This is a genomic window from Suipraeoptans intestinalis (genome assembly GCF_034091795.1).
GTDB lineage: Bacteria > Bacillota > Clostridia > Lachnospirales > Lachnospiraceae > Suipraeoptans > Suipraeoptans intestinalis.
Genome location: NZ_JAXFXH010000019.1, coordinates 64,013 through 90,385 on the forward strand (window position 1 = coordinate 64,013; position 26,373 = coordinate 90,385).

A 26,373-nucleotide genomic window follows, 5' to 3' on the forward strand; every position below is an offset into this window, starting at 1 on the left:
ATGAATGAAATTAGAGTACTGGATCCGGCAACCATAGATAAGATCGCAGCCGGGGAGGTGGTAGAAAGACCGGCCTCCATCGTGAAGGAACTGGTGGAAAATGCCATTGATGCCGGGGCCGATGAGATTACGGTAGAAATCGAGGAGGGAGGGATCGCTCTGATCCGCGTCACGGACAACGGATGCGGAATGGAGAAGGATCAGATCCCTCGGGCGTTTCTGCGCCACGCTACCAGTAAGATCGACAGGGCAGAGGATCTGTCCCACCTGACCTCTCTGGGATTTCGGGGGGAAGCCCTGTCCAGTATCGCCGCCGTTGCAAAGGTGGAGGTAAGGACGAAGACGCCGGAAGCGCCGGTGGGGATCCGATATGAGATCGCAGGAGGCGTGCCGGGAGAAACAGAAGAGATCGGAGCAAAAGACGGCACCACTTTTTTTATTCGGCATCTGTTTTACAATACGCCGGCAAGGCGCAAATTTCTGAAGACAGCCATGACGGAAGCAGGGCATATCGGGGATCTGATGACCCGGATGGCGCTTTCCCATCCAAAGATCGCCTTTCGTTTTATCAACGGCGGGCAGACCAGACTTCAGACGTCGGGCAACGGAAGTATAAAGGATATCATTTATCACATATATGGCAGAGAGATCGCATCCAATCTCATGGAGGTGTGCCGGGAAGCGGGAGGGATGCGGATAGAAGGATATATTGGGAAACCGCTGATTTCCAGGGGAAACAGGAATTACGAAACCTATTTTATCAATCACAGGTATATTAAAAACGGGATTTTGTCAAAGGCCATTGAAGATGCCTACAAGGATTTCACCATGCAGCACAAATACCCCTTTGTAGTATTGCATCTTGCGGTAGATACCCAAAAGGTAGATGTCAACGTTCATCCCTCCAAGATGGAAGTACGGTTCAGCAGCCATCAGGAGGTCTATGGAACTGTGTTTGAGGCGCTTTCAAAGACACTGCACGAAAAAGAGCTGATCCCACAGGTGGAGTTGGAGACGCCGCCCGTCGGATATCCTTCCCAGAAACAACAGCCAGACAAGCAGGAAAAAAGAGATACCGGGTCTGTTGCATTTGCCGGCTTTCCTTCGGAAACAGAGGCAAACGGAGACGCCGAAAAAAATGATCCAAAACCGTCTGCTTTGGCAGGAGGGATGCCAAATGCTTCCCTACCTGAAAAGGGCGGACAAAAAGACCTGGAGTATTTTCTGGGAAAAATGAGAGAGAGGGTAGAATCCTATCACAGGCAAAATTCCGCCGCTGAGGTGGGGATGCTGGATCAGATTTTTCGCCCGGACGCCCAGGTGGACAGGATCCGGGAGCAGGTGCGCTACGGAAGAGAACCATCGAAGTCGGAAGAAGCAGAAACAGCAGAAATAGCAGAAAAGAGGGAGACTGCCGGGGAAAGTCCGGGAAAGGGAACGGAGGAACAGCTGGACTTTTTCGGAGAAAACCTTCTGAAGCGGGAAACCAAAGCAGGGTACCGGCTGATCGGGCAGGCCTTTGATACCTACTGGATGGTAGAATTTCAGGAGCAGTTATATATCATCGACCAGCATGCAGCCCACGAGAGAGTGCTGTATGAACAGACGATGAAGCAGTTAAAAACCCGCGAGACCTGTTCCCAGATGATCGCGCCGCCCATTATCCTTACCCTGGATATGCAGGAGGCGCAGGTTTTGGAATCCCATCTGGGGCAGTTTGAAAAAATGGGATTTGAGATCGAATCCTTTGGACAGAATTCCTTTGCAGTACGGGGAGTTCCGGCAAATCTTTCCGGGATCGCAAAAAAGGAGCTCCTTCTTCAGATACTGGATGGTCTGGCAGATGAAATGGAGCGGAAGATCTCACCGGAGCTTTTGGAGGAAAAGATCGCATCCATGTCCTGCAAGGCGGCTGTAAAGGGACATGACCGCTTATCCTTCCAGGAGGCAGACGCTCTGATGGATCAGCTTCTGACCCTGGAAAACCCCTATCATTGTCCGCACGGACGACCGACTTTGATCGCAATGTCCAAGCGGGAACTGGAAAAGAAATTCAAAAGGATCGTATAGCGTATGAAAAAACCTTTCGTAGTACTTGCAGGGCCTACGGCGGTAGGAAAGACGGAGCTTTCCATTTCCCTGGCAAAAAAGCTGGATGCGGAGATCATTTCCGCCGATTCCATGCAGGTGTACAGACAGATGAATATCGGATCGGCCAAGATCACCCGGGAGGAGATGCAGGGAATTCCCCACCATCTTATTGACGTGCTGGATCCGGATGAGGAATTCCATGTGGTACGTTTTCAGGAAATGGCGAAAAAGGCCATGGAAGAGATCTATGCCAGAGGCAGGCTCCCTCTTCTGGTGGGGGGGACCGGATTTTATATCCAGGCGCTTTTATATGACATTGATTTCCAAGCGGCGGGAGAGAGTGAAGAGATTCGAAGCAGTCTTCTTAAAGAGGCGAGGGAGAAGGGAAATCAGGTTCTGCACGACAGACTGAGGCAGGTGGATGAAGCATCGGCTCTGGCGATCCATCCCAACAATGTGAAACGGGTGATCCGGGCGCTGGAGTTTTATCTTACCACAGGCAGACAGATCTCCCGGCACAATGCAGAGCAAAAGAAGCGGCAGTCGCCTTATGATTTCCGGTATATTGTGCTGCATGCCAGGCGGGAAGAGCTTTACCGAAGGATCGATCTGCGGGTGGACCGGATGGTGGAAGCAGGCCTGGTGGAGGAAGTCAGGGCGCTGAGAGATCAGGGCTATACCAAAGAAATGGTGTCGATGCAGGGCCTGGGATACAAGGAGATCCTGGATTACCTGGAAGGAAACAGCAGCCTTTCGGAGGCTGTTTACCGAATCAAGAGGGATACCAGACATTTTGCCAAAAGACAGTTGACCTGGTTTCGGCGAGAACCGGATGTCATTTGGGTGGACAAGACGGAGTTGGGATACAGGGAAGATGCGGTATTGGAACAGGTACTGCAATACATGAACTGGGATAGAAAGTGAGAACGAAAAGATGCAGACAACAAAGCAACTTTATGAAGAGATGGGAATCCGCAGGGAGATCTGGCAGCTGGGACAGAGGATCCAGGGAGAGCTTCAGGAGCGGTTTCAGGAAATTGATGAAAGGGCGGAATATAACCAGCTAAAAGTCCTGAAGGCCATGCAGGAACACAGGGTAGATGCCTCCTGCTTTCAATATACCAGCGGCTATGGGTACAACGACCACGGAAGGGACGTGCTGGAAAAGGTTTATGCTTCTGTTTTCCGTACAGAAAGCGCACTGGTAAGGCCGCAGCTTTCCTGCGGGACACACGCGCTGGCAATCGCCCTGGGAGCTGTTTTAAGACCGCAGGATATCCTTCTGGCGCCGGCAGGCAAACCCTATGATACCCTGGAGGAAGTGATCGGGATCCGCCCGTCTCCGGGATCTCTGGCGGAATATGGGATCGGCTATCGTCAGGTGGATCTGCTTCCTACGGGAGGGTTTGATTATGAGGCCATCAGACGGGCGATCACGCCAAAGACCCGGATGGCTGCCATCCAGCGTTCCAAAGGATACCAGACGCGCCCTACTTTTTCGGTGGAGCAGATCGGAGAGCTGATCCGGTTTTTAAAAGAACTGAAGCCGGATATCATCTGTATGGTGGATAACTGCTATGGCGAATTTGTAGATGTGAAAGAGCCGGGAGAAGTGGGCGCTGATCTGGTGGTAGGCTCTCTGATCAAGAATCCGGGAGGCGGTCTGGCTCCGGTAGGGGGGTACATCGCAGGAAGAGAAGATCTGGTAGACGCCTGTGCCTATCGTCTTTCTGCTCCCGGACTGGGAAAAGAGGTAGGGCCTTCTCTTGGCGTTATGCAGGCATTTTATCAGGGGCTGTTTCTTGCCCCTACTGTGGCTGCCGGAGCTTTAAAGGGCGCTATATTTGCGGCAAGGATCTATGAGGAACAGGGCTTTTTTGTTCTTCCGGACGGAAAAGAAGAACGGCACGACATCATTCAGGCAGTAACGCTGGGAAGTCCGGAGGGTGTAGTGGCTTTTTGTCAAGGAATCCAGGCAGCGGCACCGGTAGATTCCTATGTGACCCCGGAACCCTGGGCAATGCCGGGCTATGACAGTGACGTGATCATGGCGGCGGGGGCATTTGTACAGGGCTCTTCTATCGAACTGAGCGCCGATGGACCTATAAAACCACCCTATGCTGTGTATTTCCAGGGAGGCCTGACCTGGGAGCATGCCAAATTCGGTATCCTGATGTCCCTGGAATATCTGGCGCGCAGGCAGCTGGTTGATCTCTAGAGGATGGCGCAGGATTGACAGGAGGCAGACATGAAGAGGATCATTATCGTCGGAGGAGGCGCATCGGGGATGGCGGCTGCCATTTCTGCTCTGCGAAGAGCGCCCCACATGGAAGTGATAGTGTTGGAACAAAAAGAAACCCTTGGGAAAAAGATACCTGCAACGGGAAACGGCAGGTGTAACCTGACCAACCGGAAGCTGGACTGGACGTTCTACCGGGGTGAAAACCCTGCCTTTGTAAAGGCGGGACTGGAGCGGTTTGGCTGTCGGGAAACGGAACGGTTTTTTTCCTTGCTGGGACTTTCTTTGAAAGACAGGGGAGAGTATGTATATCCCCGGAACGACCAGGCGCTGGCTGTGCTTTTACTGCTGCAAAAAGAACTGCAAAGACTGGGCGCTCGGGTATATACCGGGCTTTCTGTCGTCTCTGTAAAAAAGGCAGGGAAAGGCTATCAGATTCTTACCACAGGGGAGGAGTTTTGGGGAGATTGTGTGATCCTGTCTACGGGAGGCTGTGCTTCTCCGGTGCATGGAAGTAACGGAAGCGGATTTCAGCTTTTGAGGAAGCTGGGACACAGAATCGTTCCCCCCGTTCCGGCGTTGGTACCGCTGGAAATCAGGAAATTCCCATTTTTTCGGGCGGCGGGAGTACGGACGGAGGGAAAGGTATCCCTGTACTGTGCAAACGTCTTTCAAGGAGAGGACAGAGGAGAGATACAGATCACCAAGACCGGTATTTCAGGAATTCCGGTATTCCAGATCAGCCGTTATGCCGCCAGAGGGCTGGCAGAAAGGAAACCGGTAACGGTAAAACTGGACCTGCTTCCGGAATGGTCAGAAGAAGAATTCCGAAATCTGATCCGGAACAGAAAAAAAGAAGAAACGGCAACGGCAGAGGATCTGCTTCTGGGATTGTTTCATCAGAGGCTTCTTTCCAGTCTGTGCTTTCTGGCAGGCATTACGCTGGCCGAAAGGATAGCAAAATGGAGCGGAGAAAAGACGGAGGCGCTGATCCGGGTCTGCAAGGCGTCGCTGCTGACGGTGGAAAAAACGAAGGGATTTGAAGGGGCGCAGGTGTGCGCAGGAGGAGCGGATACTTCCGAGATCAGGGAGGACACGATGGAATCCAGGAAATATCCCGGACTTTATATTACAGGAGAACTGCAGGATATCGACGGAATGTGCGGAGGATATAATCTGCAGTGGGCATGGACAAGCGGATTCCTTGCGGGAGATGCAGCGGCAAAAGCGCTGGTGAAAAAGGAAAGCAGGGAACATTTTGAAAAAAGCGGAAAAAGGAAAAAGATATGATCCAGATACAACAGTTAAAAATGAAAATTCCCCATTCAGAGGAGGATCTGAAGGAAAAGGTGGTGAAGATCCTGCGGATCCCGCCAAAAGACCTTCTTTCTCTTACCATCAAAAGAAGGTCCCTGGACGCCAGGAAAAAGCCGGAGCTTAGATATGTATACACTGTTGAAGCCGAAGTTCGAAGAGAGGAAGAAGTCACTTTCCGGAAGGAGCAAAAGGCGCAGGTATCCTTTTTGAACCCTTCTCCCGGATACCAGCTTCCAAAATCGGGAGATACCCCGATGAAATCCCGGCCGGTGATCGCAGGAAGCGGACCGGCAGGACTTTTTTGCGGGTATCTGCTGGCACAGCAGGGTTACCGTCCTATTATTTTGGAAAAAGGAGAGGATGTGGATGCCAGAATAAAAACGGTGGATCTATTCTGGGAAACGGGAAAACTGGACAGGGAGTCCAATGTACAGTTTGGAGAGGGCGGTGCAGGTACTTTTTCCGACGGAAAGCTAAATACTTCTGTGAAGGACAAATCCGGAAGAGGACGGAAAGTTCTGGAAATTTTTACCGGACACGGCGCACCAAAGGAGATTCTGTATGACAATAAGCCGCATATCGGAACGGACGTGCTGAGCCATGTGGTCAAACAGATGAGGCAGAAGATTCTGTCCTGGGGAGGAGAAGTCTGGTTTTCTGCCAAGCTGACGGGGATTCGGACGGAAAAAACATGGCAGGAAGGAAGAACCTCTCCTGTGCTGACAGCGGTTGAGATCCAACACACCAAAACCGGGAAACAGGAAATGCTGGAAACGGATACGCTGGTACTGGCAGTGGGACACAGCGCCCGGGACACCTTTGAAATGTTGCAGGAAGAAGGGATCGTGATGGAAGCAAAATCCTTTGCAGTGGGCGTCAGGGTGGAACATCCTCAGAATCTGATCGATCATGCGCAGTACGGAAGAGAGGCAGGAGATTATCTTCCTGCCGCCGATTATAAACTGACCGCACAGACGGAAAAAGGAAGAGGGGTGTATACTTTTTGTATGTGCCCGGGAGGCTATGTGGTAAATGCTTCCTCGGAGGAAAACAGACTGGCGGTCAATGGAATGAGTTACCACAAAAGAGACGGACAAAATGCCAACAGCGCTGTGATCGTTACCGTTTCCCCGAAAGATTTTGGAGAGGAATCCAATCCTCTGGCAGGAATGGCATTCCAGCGGAAACTGGAGGAAAGGGCGTTTGCTTTGGCAGAGGGAAAGATTCCCGTTCAGCGGTTTGAGGATTTCTGCAACAATCGTTCCTCAGAGGAAGGCGGGCATTTTTTGCCGCAGACAAAGGGACAGTACCGGTGGCGAAATGTCAGGGAGATCTTTCCGAAAGAGCTGGCGGAGGCGCTGGAGGAAGGAATCCGCCGGTTTGACAAAAAGCTTCCCGGATTTGCGGAGAAAGACGCCGTGCTTTCAGCCGTAGAAAGCAGGACCTCCTCTCCGGTACGGATCCCGCGGGATGTGGATCTTCAAAGCAGTACCAGGGGGATCTATCCCTGCGGAGAGGGAGCGGGATTTGCCGGAGGCATTATGTCGGCGGCGATGGACGGAATGAAGGTGGCAGAGGCGATCATAAAAAACAAAGCCCCGGCGGGGGAAAGTCCGGTCTGAAAAAGCATGCCGGCCTGCCAAACAAGGACACAAAAAATTAAGAAATGCTTATGGAAATACTTCCGGCAATCACCTATACACTTTTTTTAAAGTGTGATAAAATAGAGAAAGTTTTCAGGAAGAAGTGAGGAGGAGAGGGTATGAAAGGAGCAGCCGGAAAGAATGTCTGGGCGCTGTTTTTACTGATATTGGCAGGGATCGTGCTGGGTGGATTTTTAGGGGGTCTGTCGGAAGGGATCCCGGCTCTTAGCTGGCTGGGATATGGTCAGACCTTTGGGCTGAAAGCGCCTGTATCCCTGGATCTTGGGATCGTGGCGGTTACTTTCGGGATTTCCATAAAGATCACCATTGCCGGTCTTCTGGGCATTGTGGCAGCGGCTGTTATCTACCGTTTCCTGTAGGATAAAACGTGCGGATCTGACAAAGAGATGATCTATACTATGAAACAGATACCCGAAAGGGAAAGACCCTACGAAAAGTGTGAGAGAGAAGGAGCGGCAGCCTTAAGCGATACGGAACTTCTGGCCGTCCTTTTGCGAAGCGGCACCAAAGGAGAAAATGCGCTGACTCTGTCCCAGAGGATCCTGAGCGGCAGCGAAGGAATAGGGATTTTAGGACTCCACCAGTTCCGGCTGAACAGGCTGAGAAAGATCAGAGGGATCGGAAGAGTCAAGTCCATCCAGCTGTCCTGTATTGCAGAACTGGCAAAAAGACTGTCCAAGGCTTCTTACAGCGAAGGGGTCAGCTTCGATAAACCGGCATCCATCGCCGGATATTACATGGAAGAAATGCGCCACAAAAGACAGGAGGTCATGAAGCTTCTGATGCTGAACGCAAAGTCCCGTCTGGTGGGAGAAACGGACATTTCCAAAGGTACCGTCAACGCATCGGTGGTCACGCCCCGGGAACTGTTTATCGAGGCGCTGGAAAAGAATGCCGTGTTCATCATTTTGCTACATAATCATCCCAGCGGAGAGGTGACTCCAAGCAGAGAGGACCTTCTGGTAACCGAACGGATCAAAAAAGCGGGGGCTTTGATCGGAATAGACCTTCTGGATCACATCATTATCGGGAATAACCGCTACCTCAGCTTTTGTGAGCAGAAGCTACTGTAAAGGCTGTCTGAAACAGAGGGAAATGGCGGTGAAAACGGTTGGAAAAAGAGAAAGAAAACTTCTGGAAAAGGAAGATGAGGATAGAACGTAATGGCCAGAAACACCTATGGACTGGATTTAGGATCCTATGAAATAAAAGTATATGACAAACAGAAAGATACCATCTGGAAAGAAAAAAATGTTCTTGCAAGAAGAAACGGGCAGGAGATCTTTGCGGTGGGAGAAGAAGCCTATCATATGCAGGGAAAGGTTCCCGGAGATATCGAGATCACTTTTCCCATGAAAGGAGGCGTGATTTCCCGGTTCAACGATATGCAGAACCTTCTGAAACATCTTCTGAAAAAAGACCGGCAGCTGGTAAGAGGATCCCAGTATGTGATCGCCGTTCCCACTGACGTGACAGAGGTGGAAAAAAAGGCTTTTTTTGACCTGGTCATCCATTCAACGGCAAGGGCAAGGGAAGTTAATATCGTGGAGCGCGCCATTGCGGATGCAGTGGGACTGAATCTGGATGTGGCCAATACCAAAGGCGTTATGATCGTAAATTTCGGAGCGGAGACGACGGAAATATCTGTTTTGGCAGGCGGCGGGATGGTTCTGAACCGCCTCCTGAAGATCGGGGGAGCCACCTACGACCATGCGGTCATCAGCCTGATCCGGCACAGCCATGACTTTCTGGTGGGACGGCTGACGGCGGAAAAACTCCGGAAAAGCTTTGGGATTTTTACCGATGAGGCGGACAGAGTGATCCCGGTAGCCGGAAGAGATCTGATCACGGGAGTTCCCACGCAGAAATCCATCTCCATCCAGATTGTCCGTGCAGCCATGAAGGATGCTCTGTTCCAGTGTGTCAAAGAGATCACTTCTTTGATCGACCGGACCCCTCCGGAAGTAAGAAAGGCCATCAGGGACAATGGGATTTTCCTGACAGGCGGACTGTCACATGTGCAGGGGTTTGAGACCTATATAGAAGAGATGGTAGGGATCAAGACCCGCACGGCGCTGGATCCGGATATCTGTGCCGTCAATGGACTGAAAAAGATCATTGTATCGAAGGAACTGAGAGAACTTGCATATTCTATGTTAGATGAAAATTATAGGTGGATGAGATAAGATGAAGACCAGAAGACATTCTTCCCTTCCAAGTAAATACTGGATGATCCTGGTGGCGTTTTGCTGTGTGATCCTGCTTGTGATAGAAGCCTTCACAGGCGGGAAAGGCCCCCTTCGCTTCGTGGCCAACTATACGGTGATCCCCATGCAGAAGGGGATCAGCTTTGTGGGCGGCTTTATGAGCGACGTATCGGACAATTTCCAGACGCTGAAGGAAATGAAAAAGGAAAATGAGGTGCTGCAGTCCAAGGTGGACAAGCTGACAATAGACAACACCTATCTGCGGCAGGAGCAATACGAGCTGGAACGGCTCAGGCAGTTATACCAGCTGGATGAAAATTATTCCGATTATAAAAAAACGGGAGCCCATGTGATCGCCAACAACGGAAGCAACTGGTTCAACGACTTCACCATTGATAAAGGGACCAACGACGGAGTGCAGGTAAATTCCAATGTTTTGGCAGGAAGCGGACTGGCGGGTATCGTGACGGAGGTAGGACCGGATTATGCCAGAGTACGCTCTGTGATCGATGACGCCAGCAATATCAGCGCCATGATCTTGTCTACGTCAGATCTTTGTGTGGTAAGAGGAGATCTGAAGCTGATGGCGGACGGCAGGATCCGGTTTGAAAAGCTTCCCAACAATGACCATCCGGTCGAGGTGGGAGAGCAGGTGGTGACTTCTCATGTGAGCAATCGCTTTCTGCAGGGACTGTTCATCGGATATATCAGTGAGATCAAAGTGGACGCCAACAATCTGACCAGATCCGGGTACATTACGCCCGCCGTGGATTTCAGCCGTCTGCAGGAGGTTCTGGTGATCACTTCCACCAAACAGGATCTGCTGAAGGACAGTGAGAAAGAAAAGGAGGCGGGAAATTGAAACGGAAAGGGATTATCTTGGGTCTGATCGTTCTTGCCTTCCTTCTGGAAAGCACGCTGTTTTCCCATCTTTCCTTTGCAGGGATCAAGCCAAATCTTCTGATCATCCTGACGTCTTCTTTCGGGTTTATGCGGGGAAAGAAAGAAGGCCTTTGGGTGGGGCTGGTCTGCGGAGTGTTTGTAGATGTGCTGTGGGGCGGCATGCTGGGGTTACAGATGCTGATCTTTTCTGTGATCGGGTATGGCAACGGAATGTTCCGCCGCCTTTTTTACGACGACGATATCAAATTACCCCTTGTTTTGATAGGAGCCAGCGAGCTGCTTTATGGGTTCGCAAATTATGTCGGCTTTCATCTGCTCAAGGGTGATTTTGCATTTTATAACTATTTCAGCCACATTATCCTGCCGGAGCTGATCTATACCGTTTTGGTCACACTGGTAGTCTACCAGGTGGTCCTGAAGATCAACAAAAAGCTGGAAGCAGAAGAGCAAAGGAGTGCAAGCAGATTTGTATAATTTATGGGAACGGATCAAGTCCGGCATATTTGAATTGGTACAGTCAAGGGTCTTTGTGGTAGTCCTTTTATTTTGCGTCATGTCAGGGATTCTGGTACAGCGGGTGTTTTATCTGCAGATCGTAAAAGGACAGGAGTATTTTGACGATTACAAACTTCAGATCCAGAAGACGAGAAGCGTAGAAGGAACCAGAGGAAATATTTACGACAGGAACGGAAAGCTTCTGGCCTACAATGAGCTGGCCTACGCCGTCATGATAGAGGACAACGGAGATTATGAGAGTCTGACCCAGAAAAACAAGGAGATCAACAAGGTGGTTACCAAAGTGATCCGGATGGTGGAGGGCAACGGCGACTCTGTGATCAACAATTTCGGGATCATCCTGGATTCCAATCAGGAATATCGGTTCATGGAAAAAAATGAAACGGCACGGATGCGTTTTATTGCGGATGTTTATGGAAAAAGGACGATCGATCAGCTGTCCGAAAAGCAGCAAAATGCCTCGGCGAAGGACGTAATCGACTATCTTTGCACGGATAAGATCAGCGGCTATGGCATCGACCAAAAGAAGCTGTCTCCTGCAGAGGTATTGAAGCTGGTCAACATTCGGTATGCCATTTCCCTGAACAGCTACCAGAAATATATCGCCACCACCATCGCCGATGATGTCAGTGATGAGACGGTAGCAGACATTATGGAAAATCTGGACAGTCTGCAGGGGGTCAGCATAGAGGAAGAGTCTCTGCGGCGTTATACAGACAGTGTCTGCTTTGCCAACGTGATCGGCTACACCGGACAGATTTCTACCGAAGAGTATGATGCGTTAAGCAAGGAAGAGCAGGAGGCCTACGACAAGACGGATACCATCGGGAAAGCCGGGATCGAAAAGACGATGGACAGTGTGCTTCAGGGTGAAAAGGGAGAAGAGAAGCTTTATGTCAACAGTGTGGGAAAGGTGATCGAAACGGCAAAAGGCAAGAATCCGAAGGCCGGAAACAACCTTTACCTTACGATAGATGCAGACCTGCAAAAAGTCGCTTATCATGTGATAGAGCAGGAACTGGCGGGGATCCTGATTTCCAAGATCAAAAATATAGCGGATTATGACAGGGAAACGGTGCAGGAAGGAAATGACGTGATCATTCCCATCACAGATGTGTACCATACGCTGGTCAACAACGACATCCTGGATATGAAGCATTTTTCGGCGGAGGACGCCAGGGAAGGCGAAAAAGAAATAGAGGCAGTCTTTCTGGAAAGAAAAGAGGCGGTAAAAGAAAGCCTGAAAAAGTCTCTGCAGGATCCGCAGGCCCCGGCGCTGACCAATCTGGGGAAGGAAGAGCAGGCATATATGAATTATCTGGTGAACCATGTGCTGAGCTCTTCTCTGATGAAAAACCGGATAGATAAGGGAGATGCGGGATACAAAAACTGGAAAAAGGATGGAAGCATCAATGCGTACACCTTTCTCCAGCACGCCCTGTCACAGAACTGGATCGATACCTCTCTTTTGCGGGAGTATGTAAAAGGAGGGCACACCTATTCCAGCTCGGAAGAGCTGTACAACGCCATGATCGAATACGGACTGGATCAGCTGTCTTCCGATTCTGAGTTTGACAAGATCCTGTACAAGTATCTGATCGTTGGCGGTTCTGTTACAGGCAGGCAGCTTTGTATGGCTCTGTTTGAACAGGGGATCCTGCAGGAGGATGCGGGATCTTACGAAGGACTGAAGGCCGGAAGCGTGGATGCGTACAGCTTTATCATGAGCAAGATCGAGAACCTGGAACTGACGCCGGGACAGCTGGCGCTGGAGCCCTGCACCGGTTCTATGGTGGTAACGGACCCCGGATCCGGACAGGTGCTGGCCAGTGTATCCTATCCGGGATACGACAACAACCGGCTGGTCAATACGATGGATTCCAACTATTACAACAAGCTGGTAATGGACAAATCCCGTCCGTTCTACAACAACGCCACGCAGGAGCGCACGGCGCCGGGATCGGTATATAAGCCGCTGACTGCTGTGGCGGGACTGACGGAAGGGATCATTGATCTGAATACCTACGTAAACTGTACCGGCAGCTTTGACCGGGTGGAGCCAAGTCCCAAGTGCTGGATCTATCCCGGAGCCCACGGACCACTGAATGTGGAAGGCGCCATCGCCCATTCCTGCAACATTTTTTTCTATGAACTGGGCTATCAGATGAGCCTGCAGAAAGCAGACGGGACCGCATCCGGTCAGACGGGAGGAAACCGGACGACAGACGGAACCAGTTCTTTTTCCAGTCGGAAAGGGACAGACATCCTGAAAAAATATGCGGAAGAATTTGGCCTGGGAAGTACCAGCGGAATAGAGATACCGGAATCAGAACCTCAGATTTCAGACGAATACTCCATTCTTTCTGCCATCGGCCAGGGAACCAATAATTACACCACCAGCCAGCTGGCCAGATATATGGCGACGATGGCAAATAAAGGGAACCTGTACGACCTGACTCTGCTGCAGAAGGAGACGTCCTCTAAAGGAGAGCTGATCAAAGAATATCAGCCGAAGGTGAAGAAACAGGCGACCAACGTGGCAGATACTACATGGAATGCAGTGCAAAGCGGAATGCGTCAGGTAGTGACCAGTACTTATGCCACGACCTTCTCTAAGATCAATGGCAGCGGAGTGTCTGTATCAGGAAAAACGGGAACGGCACAGCAGAGCAGAACACATGCAGACCATTCTCTGTTTGCAGGCTACGCCCCCAGCGACGATCCCAAGATCGCCTTTTCCATCCGGATCGCCAACGGATATGGCTCTACCCATGCGGTGGAAATTGGAAAATATGTGCTGGAGTATTACTACCATCTGACGGATCCTTCGGAGATCCTGACGGGAAAGGCTTTCAATGTAAGCAGCGACATTATCGTAACAGATTAAGGAGAAGGATATGGGAAAGACAGTGGCAGTGTTGTCCGGAAAAGGCGGAACAGGGAAGACGTTTGTAACCGCAATGCTTTCCCGGGCTCTGGCGGAAGAGGGAAAAACAGTCCTGTGTATCGATATGGATTTTGGCCTCCGGGGACTGGAGATGGCGCTGGGAATTACGACGCCCATCCTGCATCACGTGCTGGATGTATGCGAAGGAAAAACAGACATTCGGGAGGCCGCGCTGCCCCACCCGAACTGTCCAAAGCTGAAGCTTTTGGCAGCTCCTCAGACAAAGACATGGAAGGATCTGGAGGAAAAGAAGCTGGAAGTACTGCTAAAAGACATGGAAGAAGCATATGACTGGATTTTTCTGGACGGCCCTGCCGGAATTGGAAAGGGCGCCGAACTCTGTGCCAGATCCTGCAGAGAAGTACTGCTGGTCAGCCTGTTGGAACCGCTCTCCTTGAGGGCGGCGGATAAAATGAGTGCAGCCTGTGCCGGATGGGGGCGAAGAGAGCAGAGCATGATCCTGAATCAGATTCCTTCGAGAATGCCGAAAGGATATGAAGAGGGAGAATGGAAGGACCTGGTTTCCCCTGAGATTGTAGGGTTTCTTCCGCAGGAGGACAAGATCCGGGAGCAGTTCCAAAAAGGAGACGGTCTGTGGGAGATAGAAACAAAATCCCTTGCCCTTTGTAAAACTATCGGAGAATATCTGGCGGAGCCCTATGGAGAAAGAAAGCTGGGCAGGATCCCAAGGCCGGATGTAAAGGAGAAAAAACGTGAGAATTCATTTATCCAGAAGATTTACGAAGCCTTATCAAATAAAAAATTATAGATTCAGTCTGGTGATCCTGGTGATCCTCCTTTCTGTGATCGGCGTTTTGGTGGTGGGAAGTGCAAGAGCTTCCTTCCAGAACAAGCAGCTGGCAGGTATGATCCTGGGGATCCTTGTCATGCTGGTGGTCTCCCTGGTGGACTATGAGTGGGTACTGAATTTTTACTGGCTTCTCTACGGGACTGTGATCGTGATGCTGGGAGCCGTTCTGGTCATCGGTGAAAATGTAAATGGAGCAACCCGGTGGATCAACCTGGGATTTACCACCTTTCAGCCGTCGGAACTTTCCAAGATCCTTTTGATCCTGTTTTTTGCCAAATTTATCATGGAACACGAGGAAGATATCAGTGGTAGATTTACTCTGATCAAATACGCTCTGTTATGCGGAGTGCCCTTGGCTTTGATCGTGGTGGAGCCGAATCTGTCCACTACCATCTGTACAGCTCTTACGCTGTGTCTGATGATCTATGTGGGAGGACTTCATTACAGATTCATCGGAACTGTCCTGCTGATACTGATCCCGCTGACCATTATTTTTCTGAGCATTGTGGTGCAGCCCAACCAGAAGATCCTGAAGCCTTATCAACAGAAGCGGATTTTAGCCTTTATTGAACCGGAGAAATACGCCAGTGACGAGGCCTATCAGCAAAAAAATTCTGTTATGGCCATCGGATCCGGACAGCTTTCCGGCAAGGGACTGGACAACAATACGACGACTTCGGTAAAAAACGGAAATTTCATATCGGAACCTCAGACGGACTTTATTTTTGCGATCGTGGGGGAGGAACTGGGATTTATAGGCAGCTGTATAGTTATTGCGTTACTCTTATTAATTGTGATACAATGCATGTTAGTGGGAATGCGTGCAAAAGACATGGCGGGCAGGATCATCTGCTGCGGGGTAGGAGGCCTGATTGGGATACAAAGCTTCATCAACATTGGCGTTGCCACGAAGCTTTTGCCCAATACGGGCGTACCGCTTCCTTTTGTAAGCTACGGGCTTACTTCTCTTGTAAGTTTATATATCGGCATCGGGTTTGTTCTGAATGTCGGATTACAGCCCCAAAAATATCAGTAAGAGGAGATAAAAGAGATGAACATCGGTTTAATTGCTCACGATTCCAAGAAAACGTTGATGCAGAATTTTTGCATTGCGTACAGAGGGATCCTAAATAAACATAGTCTTTATGCAACAGGAACTACAGGACGACTGATCGAGGAAGTGACCAATCTCAGCATCCACAAGTATCTGGCAGGTCCTTTGGGCGGAAAGCAGCAGCTGGGCGCCCAGATTGCGCAGAATGACATCGACGCACTGATCTTCCTGCGGGAGCCGGCCAACCCAAAGCCACATGATCCGGATGTGAATGATGTGATCCGGCTTTGTGACACCTACAATATTCCCATGGCGACAAACCTGGCTACAGCAGAACTGATTATTTTAGCGATTGACAGAGGAGATTTGGACTGGCGTGAAATGTACAAATAAAACGGGAGTGTTCCTTGTGCTGGCATTTGTTGTCCTGCTGGGAAGCGGATGCAGATTTTCAGGATTTCAGAGTGTAGTAGAGCATTATGAGACAAAGGAATACGAAAAGCGTACATATGTAAATAGTCTGTACAGCGACGATCTGTGCGTGGTGCCCAAGGAAGAGAAAAAGCAGCAGGACTGGGGGCTGAGTGGGGCGGATTCTTCCGCTCTTTTCAATGAAGGGACGAAAGAGACCCTCCACGCTTTCCAGGTTTACAAACAACTCTATCCGGCCAGCGTTACCAAGATACTGACGGCTCTTGTAGCGTTGGAGCATGGTAATCTTCAGGATACGGTTACCGTATCCCGAAACGGGGCGGCGTCCAGCTTTCCTTCCTATGCGCAGGTCTGTGGACTGCAGGAGGGAGACAGATTGTCACTGGAAGCCCTCCTTTGCGGGCTTTTGCTTCATTCCGGGAATGACAGTGCAGTAGCCGTTGCAGAGCATATCGGCGGTACGGAAGAGAAATTCGTGGATATGATGAACCAGAAAGCGGCAGAGCTTCTGGCAACGGATACGCATTTTACAAATCCCAGCGGACTGCATGACGATGAGCACTACACAACAGCGTATGACCTGTATCTGATCTTTCACGCATGCATCCGGCAGGAGGCGTTTGTGAACATCATCCGGATGCCTATGTATACTGCATCCATTACCGGAAGAGATGGGAGTGTTCGTCAGGTATCCTGGGAACCGACCAATTACTATGCCAGAGGTCTGGTCGCATCCCCACAGACGGCTGTCATTGCAGGAGGAAAGACCGGCACTACGGACGAGGCGGGCAACTGCCTGATCCTGTTGGAGTATGCAAACGACGGGACACCTTACGTTTCTGTTGTTATGGGGGCAAAGACAAAGGAGCTTTTGTATCAGGATATGTCGGCTCTGATAGAACAGATTTCCCCTTAAATGTTTTGAAAGACTTTTCCTGAGTAAAAGGCGGGAGGCATCTACTTGGCAAAAAATAATATGACCAATATCCAGGTCTATAAACGAAAATGGAATTTAAATATCGGCGTTCTGATTTTTGGGATCGTCTTTGTATATCTTATCATCATCATATTGGGTTCTCTTACCAACCGGTCGGTTTCCACCTATGAGGTCCGAATGGGATCGATCTTGAAGGAAGTGTCCTACACGGGACTTGTGTTACGACAGGAAGAGGTAGTCCAGACAGGCGAGGACGGGTACGTTAACTATCTGATCCCGGAGGGGAGCAAGGTGGGCGTGAAGACAAAGGTGTATGCTCTGTCAGAACATAAGCTTCAGTTTGAACAGCCTCAAAGTGAGTCACAAAGCCTCAGCAGGGAAGAACAATATTCTGTCTTTATGAAAGTGCAGGAATTTGGGAATAGTTTCAAACCGGAGAAATTTTCGGACGTCTACACCCTGAAGGACCAGCTGACCACATTGCTGACAGATCAATCAAGTTTGAGCCGTCAGGCGCAGCTGGATGCAATGGCGGAGACGGAGGCACTTAAGACTTATACGGCGACCTCCGATGGGATCATTCTTTATTCTACAGACGGATATGAAGACATATCAGAAGATAACCTGTCAAAAGAAATGTTGTCCAAAGAAAAATATCAGGCAGAGATTTTAAAGGACAATACTTCCGTGAAAGCGGGCAACGCCGTTTACAAGCTGGTAAAGGATGACGACTGGAAGGTCTGCATTCCTCTGGATAAAAAGATGGCGAAGGAGTTAAAAGAACGTTCCTATGTGAAGGTTCGGTTTTCAGCAGACGGACAGACCATGTGGGCCAGGGTCAAAGTACAGGAAAAGAAAGACGGCGTGACAGGGATCTTAAACTTTGACACATCCATGGTAGCTTACGCAAAAGAACGGTATCTGAACATAGACCTGATCCTGGAAGATGAAACAGGACTGAAAGTTCCCAAGTCTGCCGTTACCAAAAAGACCTATTATGCCATACCAAGAGATTATCTGACGCAGGGAGGTAACAGTCAGCTAAGCGGGGTGTTAAAGGATATTGGAAAAGATTCTGTAAAATTTATTCCTGCCGGCAGTTATTACGCAGATGAAGAGGCGGGCAAGATCTATATCGACTCCGATCTGTTCGATAAGGGAGATGTTTTGAAAAAACCAGACTCCTCTGACACGTTTACGCTGAAAGAAACAGAGCTTCTTACCGGCGTGTATAATGTAAACAGAGGGTATGCGTCTTTTCGTCAGGTGAAGGTTCTGTGTGAGAGTGAGGACTATTATATCGTTGAGCCGACCACTCTTCATGGACTCTCCAACTATGACCATATTGCACTACACGGAAAAGATATGAAAGAAAACAAGGTGATCTTCTAGAGGGAAAAATGATTTTCAGGCAGAAAAGAGCGATTGAAAACTCCGAAAAGAAAGATCGGACGGGAAAGAGAAGAGGAGAAAGATGCTGGAAGAACGTTTAAGGCGCACCATACAGGAAGTAGAAGACAGCTGCAAAAAGGCGGGAAGAAAGAGGGAAGAGGTGACGCTGATCGCTGTCAGCAAGACCTGGCCCGTGGAAACTCTCCGGGAGGCCTATGACCTGGGATGCCGGGAATTTGGCGAGAACAAGGTGCAGGAACTGGTTCAAAAGTACGACTCCCTTCCCAAAGATATCCATTGGCATATGATCGGGCATTTACAGAGGAACAAAGTAAAGGATGTGATAGATAAGGTGGATTTGATCCACTCTGTGGACTCCATCCGGCTGGCCAGGACCATCGAGCAGGAGGCTACAAAAAAAGATCGGATCATCGACATCCTGGTAGAAGTCAATGTTGCCCGGGAGGAGAGCAAATTTGGGATTTCTCCCCGGGAAGCCTTGAAATTTGTAGAGGAGATTGCAGCTTTTCCCCATATACGTGTACGGGGATTGATGACGATCGCCCCTTTTGTGGAAAATTCCGAAGAAAACAGGCAGGTTTTTGCGGATTTACGCAAATTATCTGTTGACATTGCCGAAAAAAGCATTGATAATGTGAGTATGGATGTCCTGTCCATGGGGATGACGAATGATTATCCGGTGGCAGTGGAAGAAGGGGCTACTCTTGTCAGAGTGGGCACCGGGATATTCGGCGGTCGTGATTACGCCAAAAACAGGATGACCGAGAAATAAGATGGGAGAATTGTAATGGGAGTATTGGATAAGCTTTTAAACATTATGAAACTGGACGATGGGGATGACTATGAGGATCCCTTTAACGAAGTAGATGATGACGAAGGATATGAGGAGAAGCCAAAGACGAATCTTTTCAGCAAGCTGAGAGGACGGGAAGAGGCGGAAGAGGAGATAGAAGACGTGCCTGCCAGAACTTCCAGGACAACGGGAAGCAAGGTGACGGCGATGCGTCCGTCCTCCAGAAGACCGGCGGCCATGGAGGTCTGTGTAATGAAGCCCAATTCTGTGGACGATGCCAGAGAGATTACAGAGACACTGCTTTCCGGACGGACAGTGATCCTGAATCTGGAAGGACTGGATCTGGAAGTGGCTCAGAGAATCATTGATTTTACTTCCGGCGCTACTTTTGCCATCAGCGGGAATCTTCAGAAGGTGTCCAGCTACATCTTCCTGGTGACGCCTACTAATGTGGATATCTCCGGGGATCTGCAGGATCTTTTGAATACTTCTTTTGATGCGTCTTCCATGCGTTCCAGGTTTTAGCAGGAATGGACCGGGAGGAGGCGCTGCTGAGAAAACGATTGATCGAACTTTCTCAGATGGCTTTTCACAAGGGGATTGTGATTTTTTCGGATTTTTTGAATCTGAATGAACTTCATATATTGCATACAACACCGAAGGATCTTTTTTACACAGAGTATGAGACCTTTGGCGGATATGAGATGTCAGAGCGTCAGATAGCAGCTTTTCTTCCTGATGCTCTTTGTTGTGCGTCCGGATATCCCATTACGCCATTGGAGATCCTTCCTACCGCCTCCAAGTTTGCGGTAGGAATGTCGCATCGGGATTATCTGGGGGCTCTGGTCCACCTGGGGATCGAACGCAGCAAGATCGGAGATATTCTGGTCTACGAAAAAAGCGCGGTGGTCTTTGTAAAACGGGAGATGGCAGCATTCATTACAGAACAGCTGACCAGGATCGGACGGCAGTCAGTACGGGTAAAAGAACAGGAGGAGCCGGAGGAAACCTATCTTCCTTCCTGCCAGCTTCTTACGGGAACAGTGGCATCGGTTCGGCTGGATACGGTGCTGGCAGTGGCTTATCCTCTTTCCAGAAGCAAGATCGTGCCCCTGATCGAAGGCGGAAGAACATTTGTCAACGGAAAGATGATTTTCAGTAATGGATTCCACTTAAAAGAAGGCGATGTGATCTCTGTTCGACAGCTGGGACGGATCGTTTACGAAGGGGAACTGTCCGTTACCAAAAAAGGAAGGCATCTGATTCAGGTAAAGAAATTTGGATAGAAAAAGTTTAAGAAAAGAGGAAAATTATGCGCAGACTGGCACTTTCTGACGATATCTTGATGAAAATAGAAAAACCGGCACGCTATATCGGGGGCGAGGTAAATTCGGTGATGAAAGACAAAGAGCAGGTGAATATCCGTTTTGCCATGTGTTTTCCCGATGTATACGAGATCGGAATGTCCCATCTGGGAATCCAGATCCTGTATGGGATGTTTAATCGGCGGGAGGATGTGTGGTGTGAGAGAGTGTATTCGCCCTGGCTGGATCTGGACGCCTGTATGCGTCAGGAAAAGATTCCCCTGTTTGCCCTGGAATCCCAGGATCCCATCAAAGAATTTGATTTCCTTGGAATCACCATCCAGTATGAAATGTGTTACACCAATATTTTACAGATCCTGGATCTTAGCGGGATCGCTTTGCTGGCAAAGGAACGGGAAGAATCAGATCCTATCGTGATCGGCGGAGGTCCCTGCACCTATAATCCCGAACCCCTGGCGGATTTTTTTGATCTGTTTTATATCGGGGAAGGAGAAACCGTCTATGATCAACTGCTGGATCTGTATAAGGCAAACAGACAGGCCGGCGGTTCCCGGATGGAATATCTGGAAAAGGCGGCGCAGATCGAAGGGATCTATGTACCTGCTTTTTACGATGCGGCGTATACGAAGGAAGGACTGCTGGCATCTTTTACACCAAATCGTTCCTGCGCAAAGCCTGTCATTCAAAAACAGGTGGTAATGGACCTTGACGGGGCGTATTACCCGGTAAAACCGGTGGTTCCTTTCATTAAGGTGACGCAGGACAGAGTGGTACTGGAGATACAAAGAGGTTGTATCCGCGGTTGCCGGTTCTGTCAGGCAGGTATGCTGTATCGGCCTACCAGAGGAAGGAGCCTTGAGACACTGAAAGAATATGCCAGAAAGATGCTTGCTTCTACCGGGCATGAAGAGATCTCCCTGAGTTCTCTAAGCTCCAGCGATTACCCGGATATGAGGGGACTGGTGACCTTTCTGATCGAGGAGTTTCAGGAAAAGAAGATCAACATTTCCCTGCCTTCTCTCAGGATCGATGCGTTTTCTCTGGAGGTGATGGAAAAGGTGCAGGATGTTCGGAAAAGCAGTCTGACGTTTGCGCCGGAAGCAGGCTCTCAGAGGATGCGGGACGTTATCAACAAAGGGCTGACAGAGGAGATCATTCTGGAAGGCGCACAGCAGGCCTTCGACGGAGGATGGAACAAAGTAAAGCTGTATTTCATGCTGGGACTTCCTAATGAGACCCTGGAGGATCGGAAGGAAATCCCGCGGCTGGCAGACAAGATCGCCAGGAAGTACTATGAGATCCCGAAAGATAAGAGAAACGGAAAGTGCCAGATCACTTCCAGCACGTCCTTCTTTATCCCCAAGCCTTTCACGCCTTTCCAGTGGGCTCCCATGTACGATTACGAGGAGTATGTGCAGCGAGCCGCTGATGTGAAGCGGGAGTTTCAGGAGCAGCTGAACCGGAAAAGCCTGAAATATCACTGGCACGATGCCGAAACTACCGTGCTGGAGGGCGTGTTTGCCAGAGGAGACAGAAGGATCGGAGCCGTGATCTGCAGAGCCTATAAAAAAGGCTGTCTTTATGATGCCTGGAATGAATGTTTTTCCTATGAAAAATGGGTGGAGGCTTTTGAAGAAGAAGGGCTGGATATCCGGTTCTACAACAATCGGGAACGAAAGATGGAGGAGCTTTTTCCCTGGGACTTTATTGATATTGGGGTGACAAAAAGGTTTCTGCAAAAAGAGTGGCAGCGGGCGCAGGGAGCCGAAGTAACGCCCAACTGTAAAGAAAGATGCATGGGCTGTGGAGCGGGAAAATATAAAGGGGGTGTCTGTCTTGAAAGCAAGGATGAAGTTTCGTAAATGGGGGAGTATGAAATATGTGGGACACCTGGACATGATGCGTTTCTTCCAAAAAGCATTGAGGCGGGCCGAGATCCCCGTTGCCTTTTCAGGAGGGTACAGCCCTCATATGATCCTGTCTTTTGCCCAGCCTTTGGGGCTTGGCATCACCAGTGACGGAGAATATATGGATCTGGAATTTTGCGAAGGAATCGTTCTGGAAGAAGCATATTTGAAAGAGACTGTCCAAAAGCTCAATCAGGTTATGGTAGACGGAGTGGAAGTAGTCGGTCTGGTGGTGATCGATCCGGATAAAAAACGAGGAGGGATGACGATCGTAGCCGCCGCCTCCTACCAGGTAAGGCTTCTGGCCTCGTTAAGATCCCTGGAAGAAGCGCTGCCCTTTCCGGAAACATGGCAAAAAGCTCTGCCTGCTTTTTTAGGGCAAAAAGAACTCCCTGTGTGGAAAAAGACGAAAAGCAAAGAGACCCTTGTGGATATTCGCCCGATGATCTACCAGATGGAAATGGAGGAGGAAAAGCTCTGTCTGTTTTTGGCAGCCGGAAGCAACGAGAACCTGAAACCGGAACTGGTTATGAAAACCTTTCTGGAGTATCTGGGAGAAGGCGGGGAATATTTCTTTTCGTATCACCGAACGGATCTGTATGCCAGGACAGAAAACGGATTTTGTCCGTTGGATTCCCTGGAATATCGGGAGGAAACAGCACAGTAAAAGCTTCTTTGATGTCTTTTGCCATCCCTTTGACGTCTCTTACGCGAATTCTTGCAAATCATAAAAAAATCGTGTAAGATAGGAAAGTCTAAGGAAGGCAGTTTGGAGGAAGCAAATATGGTAAAAGTGGTAAAATTTGGAGGAACTTCCCTGGCCAGTGCCGAGCAGTTTAAAAAGGCGGGAAAGCTGATCAGGAAAGACAGCGACAGACGTTATGTGATTCCCTCTGCACCGGGAAAGAGGACTTCTGATGATACAAAGGTGACGGATATGCTGTACAGCTGTTATGGGCTGGCAATCTCGGAAGAGGAGTTTGAAGAGGCGCTTCTGGCCATCAAAGACCGATATGATTCCATCATCCAGGGACTGGGACTGCATCTGGATCTGACCCCGGAATTTCAAAAGATCCGTGTAGATTTCACAAAAAAAGTAGGAAGAGACTATGCGGCCTCCCGGGGAGAATATCTGAACGGCCTGATCATGGCGGCCTATCTGGAGATTCCGTTCATAGATGCGGCGGAAGTCATCGTATTTGATGAGACCGGGGAATTTTTGCCTAAGGAGACAGACCGGAAGCTGAGAGAACGCCTTGCAGAAACGGAGCGGGCGGTGATCCCCGGATTTTACGGTGCAAGTCCGTCCGGAAAGATTTTTACTTTTTCCAGAGGAGGATCGGATCTGACCGGATCTATCGTGGCCAGGGCAGTACACGCAGGCTTGTATGAAAACTGGACGGACGTGTCAGGCTTTCTGGTGGCAGATCCAAGGATCATTCCACATCCCAAGGGAATTGACGTGATCACATACCAGGAGCTTCGGGAACTGGCATATATGGGAGCATCCGTGCTGCATGAGGATGCGATTTTCCCGGTACAAAAAGAGGGGATCCCTATTAATATCCGCAATATGAACGTGCCGGAGGATGAGGGAACGCTGATCGTATCCGACACCTGCCGAAAACCCAGATTTATCATTACGGGGATCGCAGGGAAGAAGGATTTTGCTTCTATTACCATTGAAAAAGCAATGATGAACCGTTCTGTGGGATTTTGCAGAAAGGTACTGACAATTTTTGAAGAAAACGGAATTTCCATCGAACACATGCCTACCGGGATCGACACCATGACGGTGTTTGTCCATCAGGATGAGTTTGAGGAAAAAGAACAAAAAGTATTGGCAGGGATCCACCGGGCAGTGGAGCCGGATTGCCTGGAGCTGGAGTCTGATCTGGCGCTGATCGCAGTAGTAGGACGGGGGATGAGAGCCACAAGGGGAACCTCCGGCCGAATTTTTTCCGCTCTGGCTCACGCCAGCGTAAACGTAAAAATGATCGATCAGGGATCCAGTGAGCGCAATATCATTATCGGAGTCAGAAATCATGATTTTGAGGTGGCGATCCATGCAATCTACAATATCTTTGTCAATACGGTGATCTAATGATTGTATTTGGAGGAAACCGGAAATGAACATTCTCTTTTTTCTAAAGCCTAAAAGCGAGCTGGCATATATCTATGATTACCACACGCTGCGTCAGGCATTAGAAATCATGGAGTACCACAAGTATTCATCCATTCCTATTCTGAACCGGGACGGAAAGTATATCGGTACGATTACGGAAGGAGACCTGCTTTGGACTCTGAAGAAGCTGAATCTTCTGAACCTGAAAGAAGCGGAAGATATCAGCATTATGAAAATCGAAAGAAGGCTGGATTATCTGAGCGTTTCCGCAGAGTCCGCCATGGAGGACCTGATCGGAAGGGCCATGGAACAGAATTTTGTTCCGGTGGTGGACGATAGAGAACATTTTATCGGGATCGTGACCCGAAGAGACATTATAGGGTACTGTTATCAGAAAATGGAAAAATAAGATAAAACAGCGTAAGAAGAGAAAGAACGAGCCGTTCCAGAAGGAAATGATGGAAAGAACGGGCCGTTCTTTTTTTTATTTATCAGAAAAGAATACGGGTGGGCTTTATTGTCCTCGTAAATAGCGTCACATATATAGAAAAATACTATATATCACATGTTCTTATAGAGTTTTTCACTTAGACAGGAAAGAACAAACAAGGTATAATTTAAACAGCGAATTGGGCAAATTGTCTAAAAATACATCAACAAAGGAGAACACACATGAAAAAAAACAGGAAAATTTTACTGATGACCCTGCTGCTTTTTGGCAGCCTTTTGCTTTTTGGATGTCATAAGAAGCAGGAGCCTACGGCGGAAAGAAAGACGGTAGAGGAAAAGGAAGAGGCTGAAGGGACAGAAGAAACAAAAGATGACGGACATTTCCATGGAAAATGGATCGTGGATGCAGAATATGCTGCCGGCCGGGTAGGCGCAGAAGATACTATTTTTGTGGACAGCCGAGGGGAAAAGGCCGCCATGATGGGAACCATCAGCGGTGCTATCGCCACCACCTGGCAGGACTGGTCGGAAATGTCCGTGGGTCAGGGAAATGCAGGCTATGCCACCTACCTTCCGGCAGAAAAGATGTCGGAAATCCTGGGGAATCTGGGCCTGACAAAGGACAAAGAGATCATTATTATCGGAGAGGCAAAGGAAGGCTGGGGAGATGATGCCCGACTTTTGACCCAGCTTCTGGCCTGCGGGTATACAGACGTAAAGATCGTAGACGGAGGCTACGCTGCCATGAAGGAAGAAGGGGCGGCTACCCAGTTGTTCGCCAGCAAGCCGGAACCGGCAGAGGTGACGGTTGATCAGGTAGATACCTCCAAGATCGTGACAACAGAGGAGCTTCAGGAGCATTATGCGGATTATAAGATCCTGGATGTACGAAGCAAAGAAGAATATGACGGAGCGGTCCTGTATGGAGAGGCAAAAGGAGGGCACTTAAAGGGAGCCATTCATTTTCCTTATACCTCTCTGTTTCAGGAGGACGGGACGTTAAAATCCAACACAGAGATTCAGAAGATGCTGAAGGATGCAGGCGTAGAACCGGGCGACAAGGTGGCTGCCTACTGCACCGGAGGAATCCGGTCCGCATATATGCAGGTGGTTTTGGAAATGTGCGGATATGAAACCTCCTATAACTACATAGAATCCTTCTGGAGATGGTCTGTAGCAGGCGAAGTAGAGTAGGAAGGATCCGACGGCAGGAGAAAAGAGCGACAGAAGGAAAAGGAGAGT

At 49.4% G+C, this 26,373-nt stretch carries 24 protein-coding genes; all 24 read left to right on the forward strand.

The genetic code is table 11. From position 1 onward, the window contains the following. On the forward strand, positions 1 to 2,070 hold the full coding sequence (mutL, locus tag SOW26_RS06145; RefSeq protein WP_320652080.1) for a DNA mismatch repair endonuclease MutL: 2,070 nt from the start codon (positions 1 to 3) through the stop codon (positions 2,068 to 2,070). Positions 2,071 to 2,073: 3 nt separating this feature from the next. Next, positions 2,074 to 3,015 (forward strand): tRNA (adenosine(37)-N6)-dimethylallyltransferase MiaA, encoded by a 942-nt coding sequence (gene miaA, locus SOW26_RS06150; protein WP_276959195.1) that lies wholly within the window; start codon positions 2,074 to 2,076, stop codon positions 3,013 to 3,015. Positions 3,016 to 3,025: 10 nt separating this feature from the next. After that, the gene (locus SOW26_RS06155) at positions 3,026 to 4,309 is read left to right on the forward strand and encodes a methionine gamma-lyase family protein (RefSeq protein WP_320652081.1); all 1,284 of its coding nucleotides are present in this window, start codon (positions 3,026 to 3,028) and stop codon (positions 4,307 to 4,309) included. A gap of 30 nt (positions 4,310 to 4,339) precedes the next feature. Then, the gene (locus tag SOW26_RS06160) at positions 4,340 to 5,620 is read left to right on the forward strand and encodes an aminoacetone oxidase family FAD-binding enzyme (RefSeq protein WP_320652082.1); all 1,281 of its coding nucleotides are present in this window, start codon (positions 4,340 to 4,342) and stop codon (positions 5,618 to 5,620) included. Next, complete coding sequence (locus SOW26_RS06165) at positions 5,617 to 7,269, forward strand: NAD(P)/FAD-dependent oxidoreductase (protein ID WP_320652083.1); 1,653 nt, start codon at positions 5,617 to 5,619, stop codon at positions 7,267 to 7,269. The genes SOW26_RS06160 and SOW26_RS06165 overlap by 4 nt, the downstream gene beginning before the upstream one ends. Before the next feature lie 140 nt (positions 7,270 to 7,409). Further along, positions 7,410 to 7,670: a DUF4321 domain-containing protein gene (locus tag SOW26_RS06170; protein WP_320652084.1), complete on the forward strand. Its 261-nt coding sequence runs from the start codon at positions 7,410 to 7,412 to the stop codon at positions 7,668 to 7,670. Positions 7,671 to 7,709: 39 nt separating this feature from the next. Then, positions 7,710 to 8,384 carry a RadC family protein gene (gene radC, locus SOW26_RS06175; RefSeq protein WP_276959186.1) on the forward strand — a complete coding sequence of 225 codons (675 nt, stop codon included), beginning with the start codon at positions 7,710 to 7,712 and terminating at the stop codon, positions 8,382 to 8,384. 90 nt (positions 8,385 to 8,474) lie between these two features. After that, a complete protein-coding gene (locus tag SOW26_RS06180; protein WP_154475417.1) occupies positions 8,475 to 9,497 on the forward strand; it encodes a rod shape-determining protein in 1,023 nt (340 codons plus the stop codon). Between the two features lies 1 nt (position 9,498). Then, positions 9,499 to 10,380 carry a rod shape-determining protein MreC gene (gene mreC / locus SOW26_RS06185; RefSeq protein WP_320652085.1) on the forward strand — a complete coding sequence of 294 codons (882 nt, stop codon included), beginning with the start codon at positions 9,499 to 9,501 and terminating at the stop codon, positions 10,378 to 10,380. Further along, positions 10,377 to 10,895: a rod shape-determining protein MreD gene (gene mreD / locus SOW26_RS06190; RefSeq protein WP_276959671.1), complete on the forward strand. Its 519-nt coding sequence runs from the start codon at positions 10,377 to 10,379 to the stop codon at positions 10,893 to 10,895. The genes mreC and mreD overlap by 4 nt, the downstream gene beginning before the upstream one ends. After that, the gene (locus SOW26_RS06195) at positions 10,888 to 13,824 is read left to right on the forward strand and encodes a penicillin-binding transpeptidase domain-containing protein (protein WP_276959669.1); all 2,937 of its coding nucleotides are present in this window, start codon (positions 10,888 to 10,890) and stop codon (positions 13,822 to 13,824) included. Before mreD ends, SOW26_RS06195 begins: the two co-directional genes overlap by 8 nt. 10 nt (positions 13,825 to 13,834) lie before the next feature. Further along, positions 13,835 to 14,653 (forward strand): AAA family ATPase, encoded by an 819-nt coding sequence (locus SOW26_RS06200; RefSeq protein ID WP_154475423.1) that lies wholly within the window; start codon positions 13,835 to 13,837, stop codon positions 14,651 to 14,653. Next, positions 14,598 to 15,731, forward strand: a complete 1,134-nt coding sequence (locus SOW26_RS06205; RefSeq protein ID WP_330683591.1) for an FtsW/RodA/SpoVE family cell cycle protein — start codon at positions 14,598 to 14,600, stop codon at positions 15,729 to 15,731. The genes SOW26_RS06200 and SOW26_RS06205 overlap by 56 nt, the downstream gene beginning before the upstream one ends. 15 nt (positions 15,732 to 15,746) lie before the next feature. Beyond that, complete coding sequence (gene mgsA, locus SOW26_RS06210) at positions 15,747 to 16,142, forward strand: methylglyoxal synthase (RefSeq protein ID WP_154475425.1); 396 nt, start codon at positions 15,747 to 15,749, stop codon at positions 16,140 to 16,142. Continuing rightward, positions 16,126 to 17,097: a D-alanyl-D-alanine carboxypeptidase family protein gene (locus SOW26_RS06215; RefSeq protein ID WP_320652086.1), complete on the forward strand. Its 972-nt coding sequence runs from the start codon at positions 16,126 to 16,128 to the stop codon at positions 17,095 to 17,097. The genes mgsA and SOW26_RS06215 overlap by 17 nt, the downstream gene beginning before the upstream one ends. Before the next feature lie 45 nt (positions 17,098 to 17,142). Then, on the forward strand, positions 17,143 to 18,510 hold the full coding sequence (locus SOW26_RS06220; RefSeq protein WP_320652087.1) for a biotin/lipoyl attachment domain-containing protein: 1,368 nt from the start codon (positions 17,143 to 17,145) through the stop codon (positions 18,508 to 18,510). Between the two features lie 82 nt (positions 18,511 to 18,592). Continuing rightward, complete coding sequence (locus SOW26_RS06225) at positions 18,593 to 19,303, forward strand: YggS family pyridoxal phosphate-dependent enzyme (protein WP_320652088.1); 711 nt, start codon at positions 18,593 to 18,595, stop codon at positions 19,301 to 19,303. A gap of 15 nt (positions 19,304 to 19,318) precedes the next feature. Continuing rightward, complete coding sequence (locus SOW26_RS06230) at positions 19,319 to 19,849, forward strand: cell division protein SepF (RefSeq protein ID WP_154475431.1); 531 nt, start codon at positions 19,319 to 19,321, stop codon at positions 19,847 to 19,849. Between the two features lie 5 nt (positions 19,850 to 19,854). Then, complete coding sequence (locus SOW26_RS06235) at positions 19,855 to 20,610, forward strand: YlmH/Sll1252 family protein (protein WP_320652089.1); 756 nt, start codon at positions 19,855 to 19,857, stop codon at positions 20,608 to 20,610. A gap of 26 nt (positions 20,611 to 20,636) precedes the next feature. Next, on the forward strand, positions 20,637 to 22,511 hold the full coding sequence (locus tag SOW26_RS06240; RefSeq protein WP_276959659.1) for a TIGR03960 family B12-binding radical SAM protein: 1,875 nt from the start codon (positions 20,637 to 20,639) through the stop codon (positions 22,509 to 22,511). Then, on the forward strand, positions 22,477 to 23,223 hold the full coding sequence (locus tag SOW26_RS06245; protein WP_320652157.1) for a TIGR03936 family radical SAM-associated protein: 747 nt from the start codon (positions 22,477 to 22,479) through the stop codon (positions 23,221 to 23,223). The genes SOW26_RS06240 and SOW26_RS06245 overlap by 35 nt, the downstream gene beginning before the upstream one ends. Before the next feature lie 117 nt (positions 23,224 to 23,340). Further along, entirely contained in the window at positions 23,341 to 24,660 is a 1,320-nt protein-coding gene (locus SOW26_RS06250; RefSeq protein WP_320652158.1) for an aspartate kinase, read from the forward strand. A 25-nt stretch (positions 24,661 to 24,685) separates the two neighbouring features. Then, positions 24,686 to 25,090, forward strand: a complete 405-nt coding sequence (locus tag SOW26_RS06255; RefSeq protein ID WP_154475439.1) for a CBS domain-containing protein — start codon at positions 24,686 to 24,688, stop codon at positions 25,088 to 25,090. A 263-nt stretch (positions 25,091 to 25,353) separates the two neighbouring features. Continuing rightward, the gene (locus SOW26_RS06260; RefSeq protein ID WP_276959657.1) at positions 25,354 to 26,325 is read left to right on the forward strand and encodes a sulfurtransferase; all 972 of its coding nucleotides are present in this window, start codon (positions 25,354 to 25,356) and stop codon (positions 26,323 to 26,325) included. Positions 26,326 to 26,373: the final 48 nt, after the last annotated feature.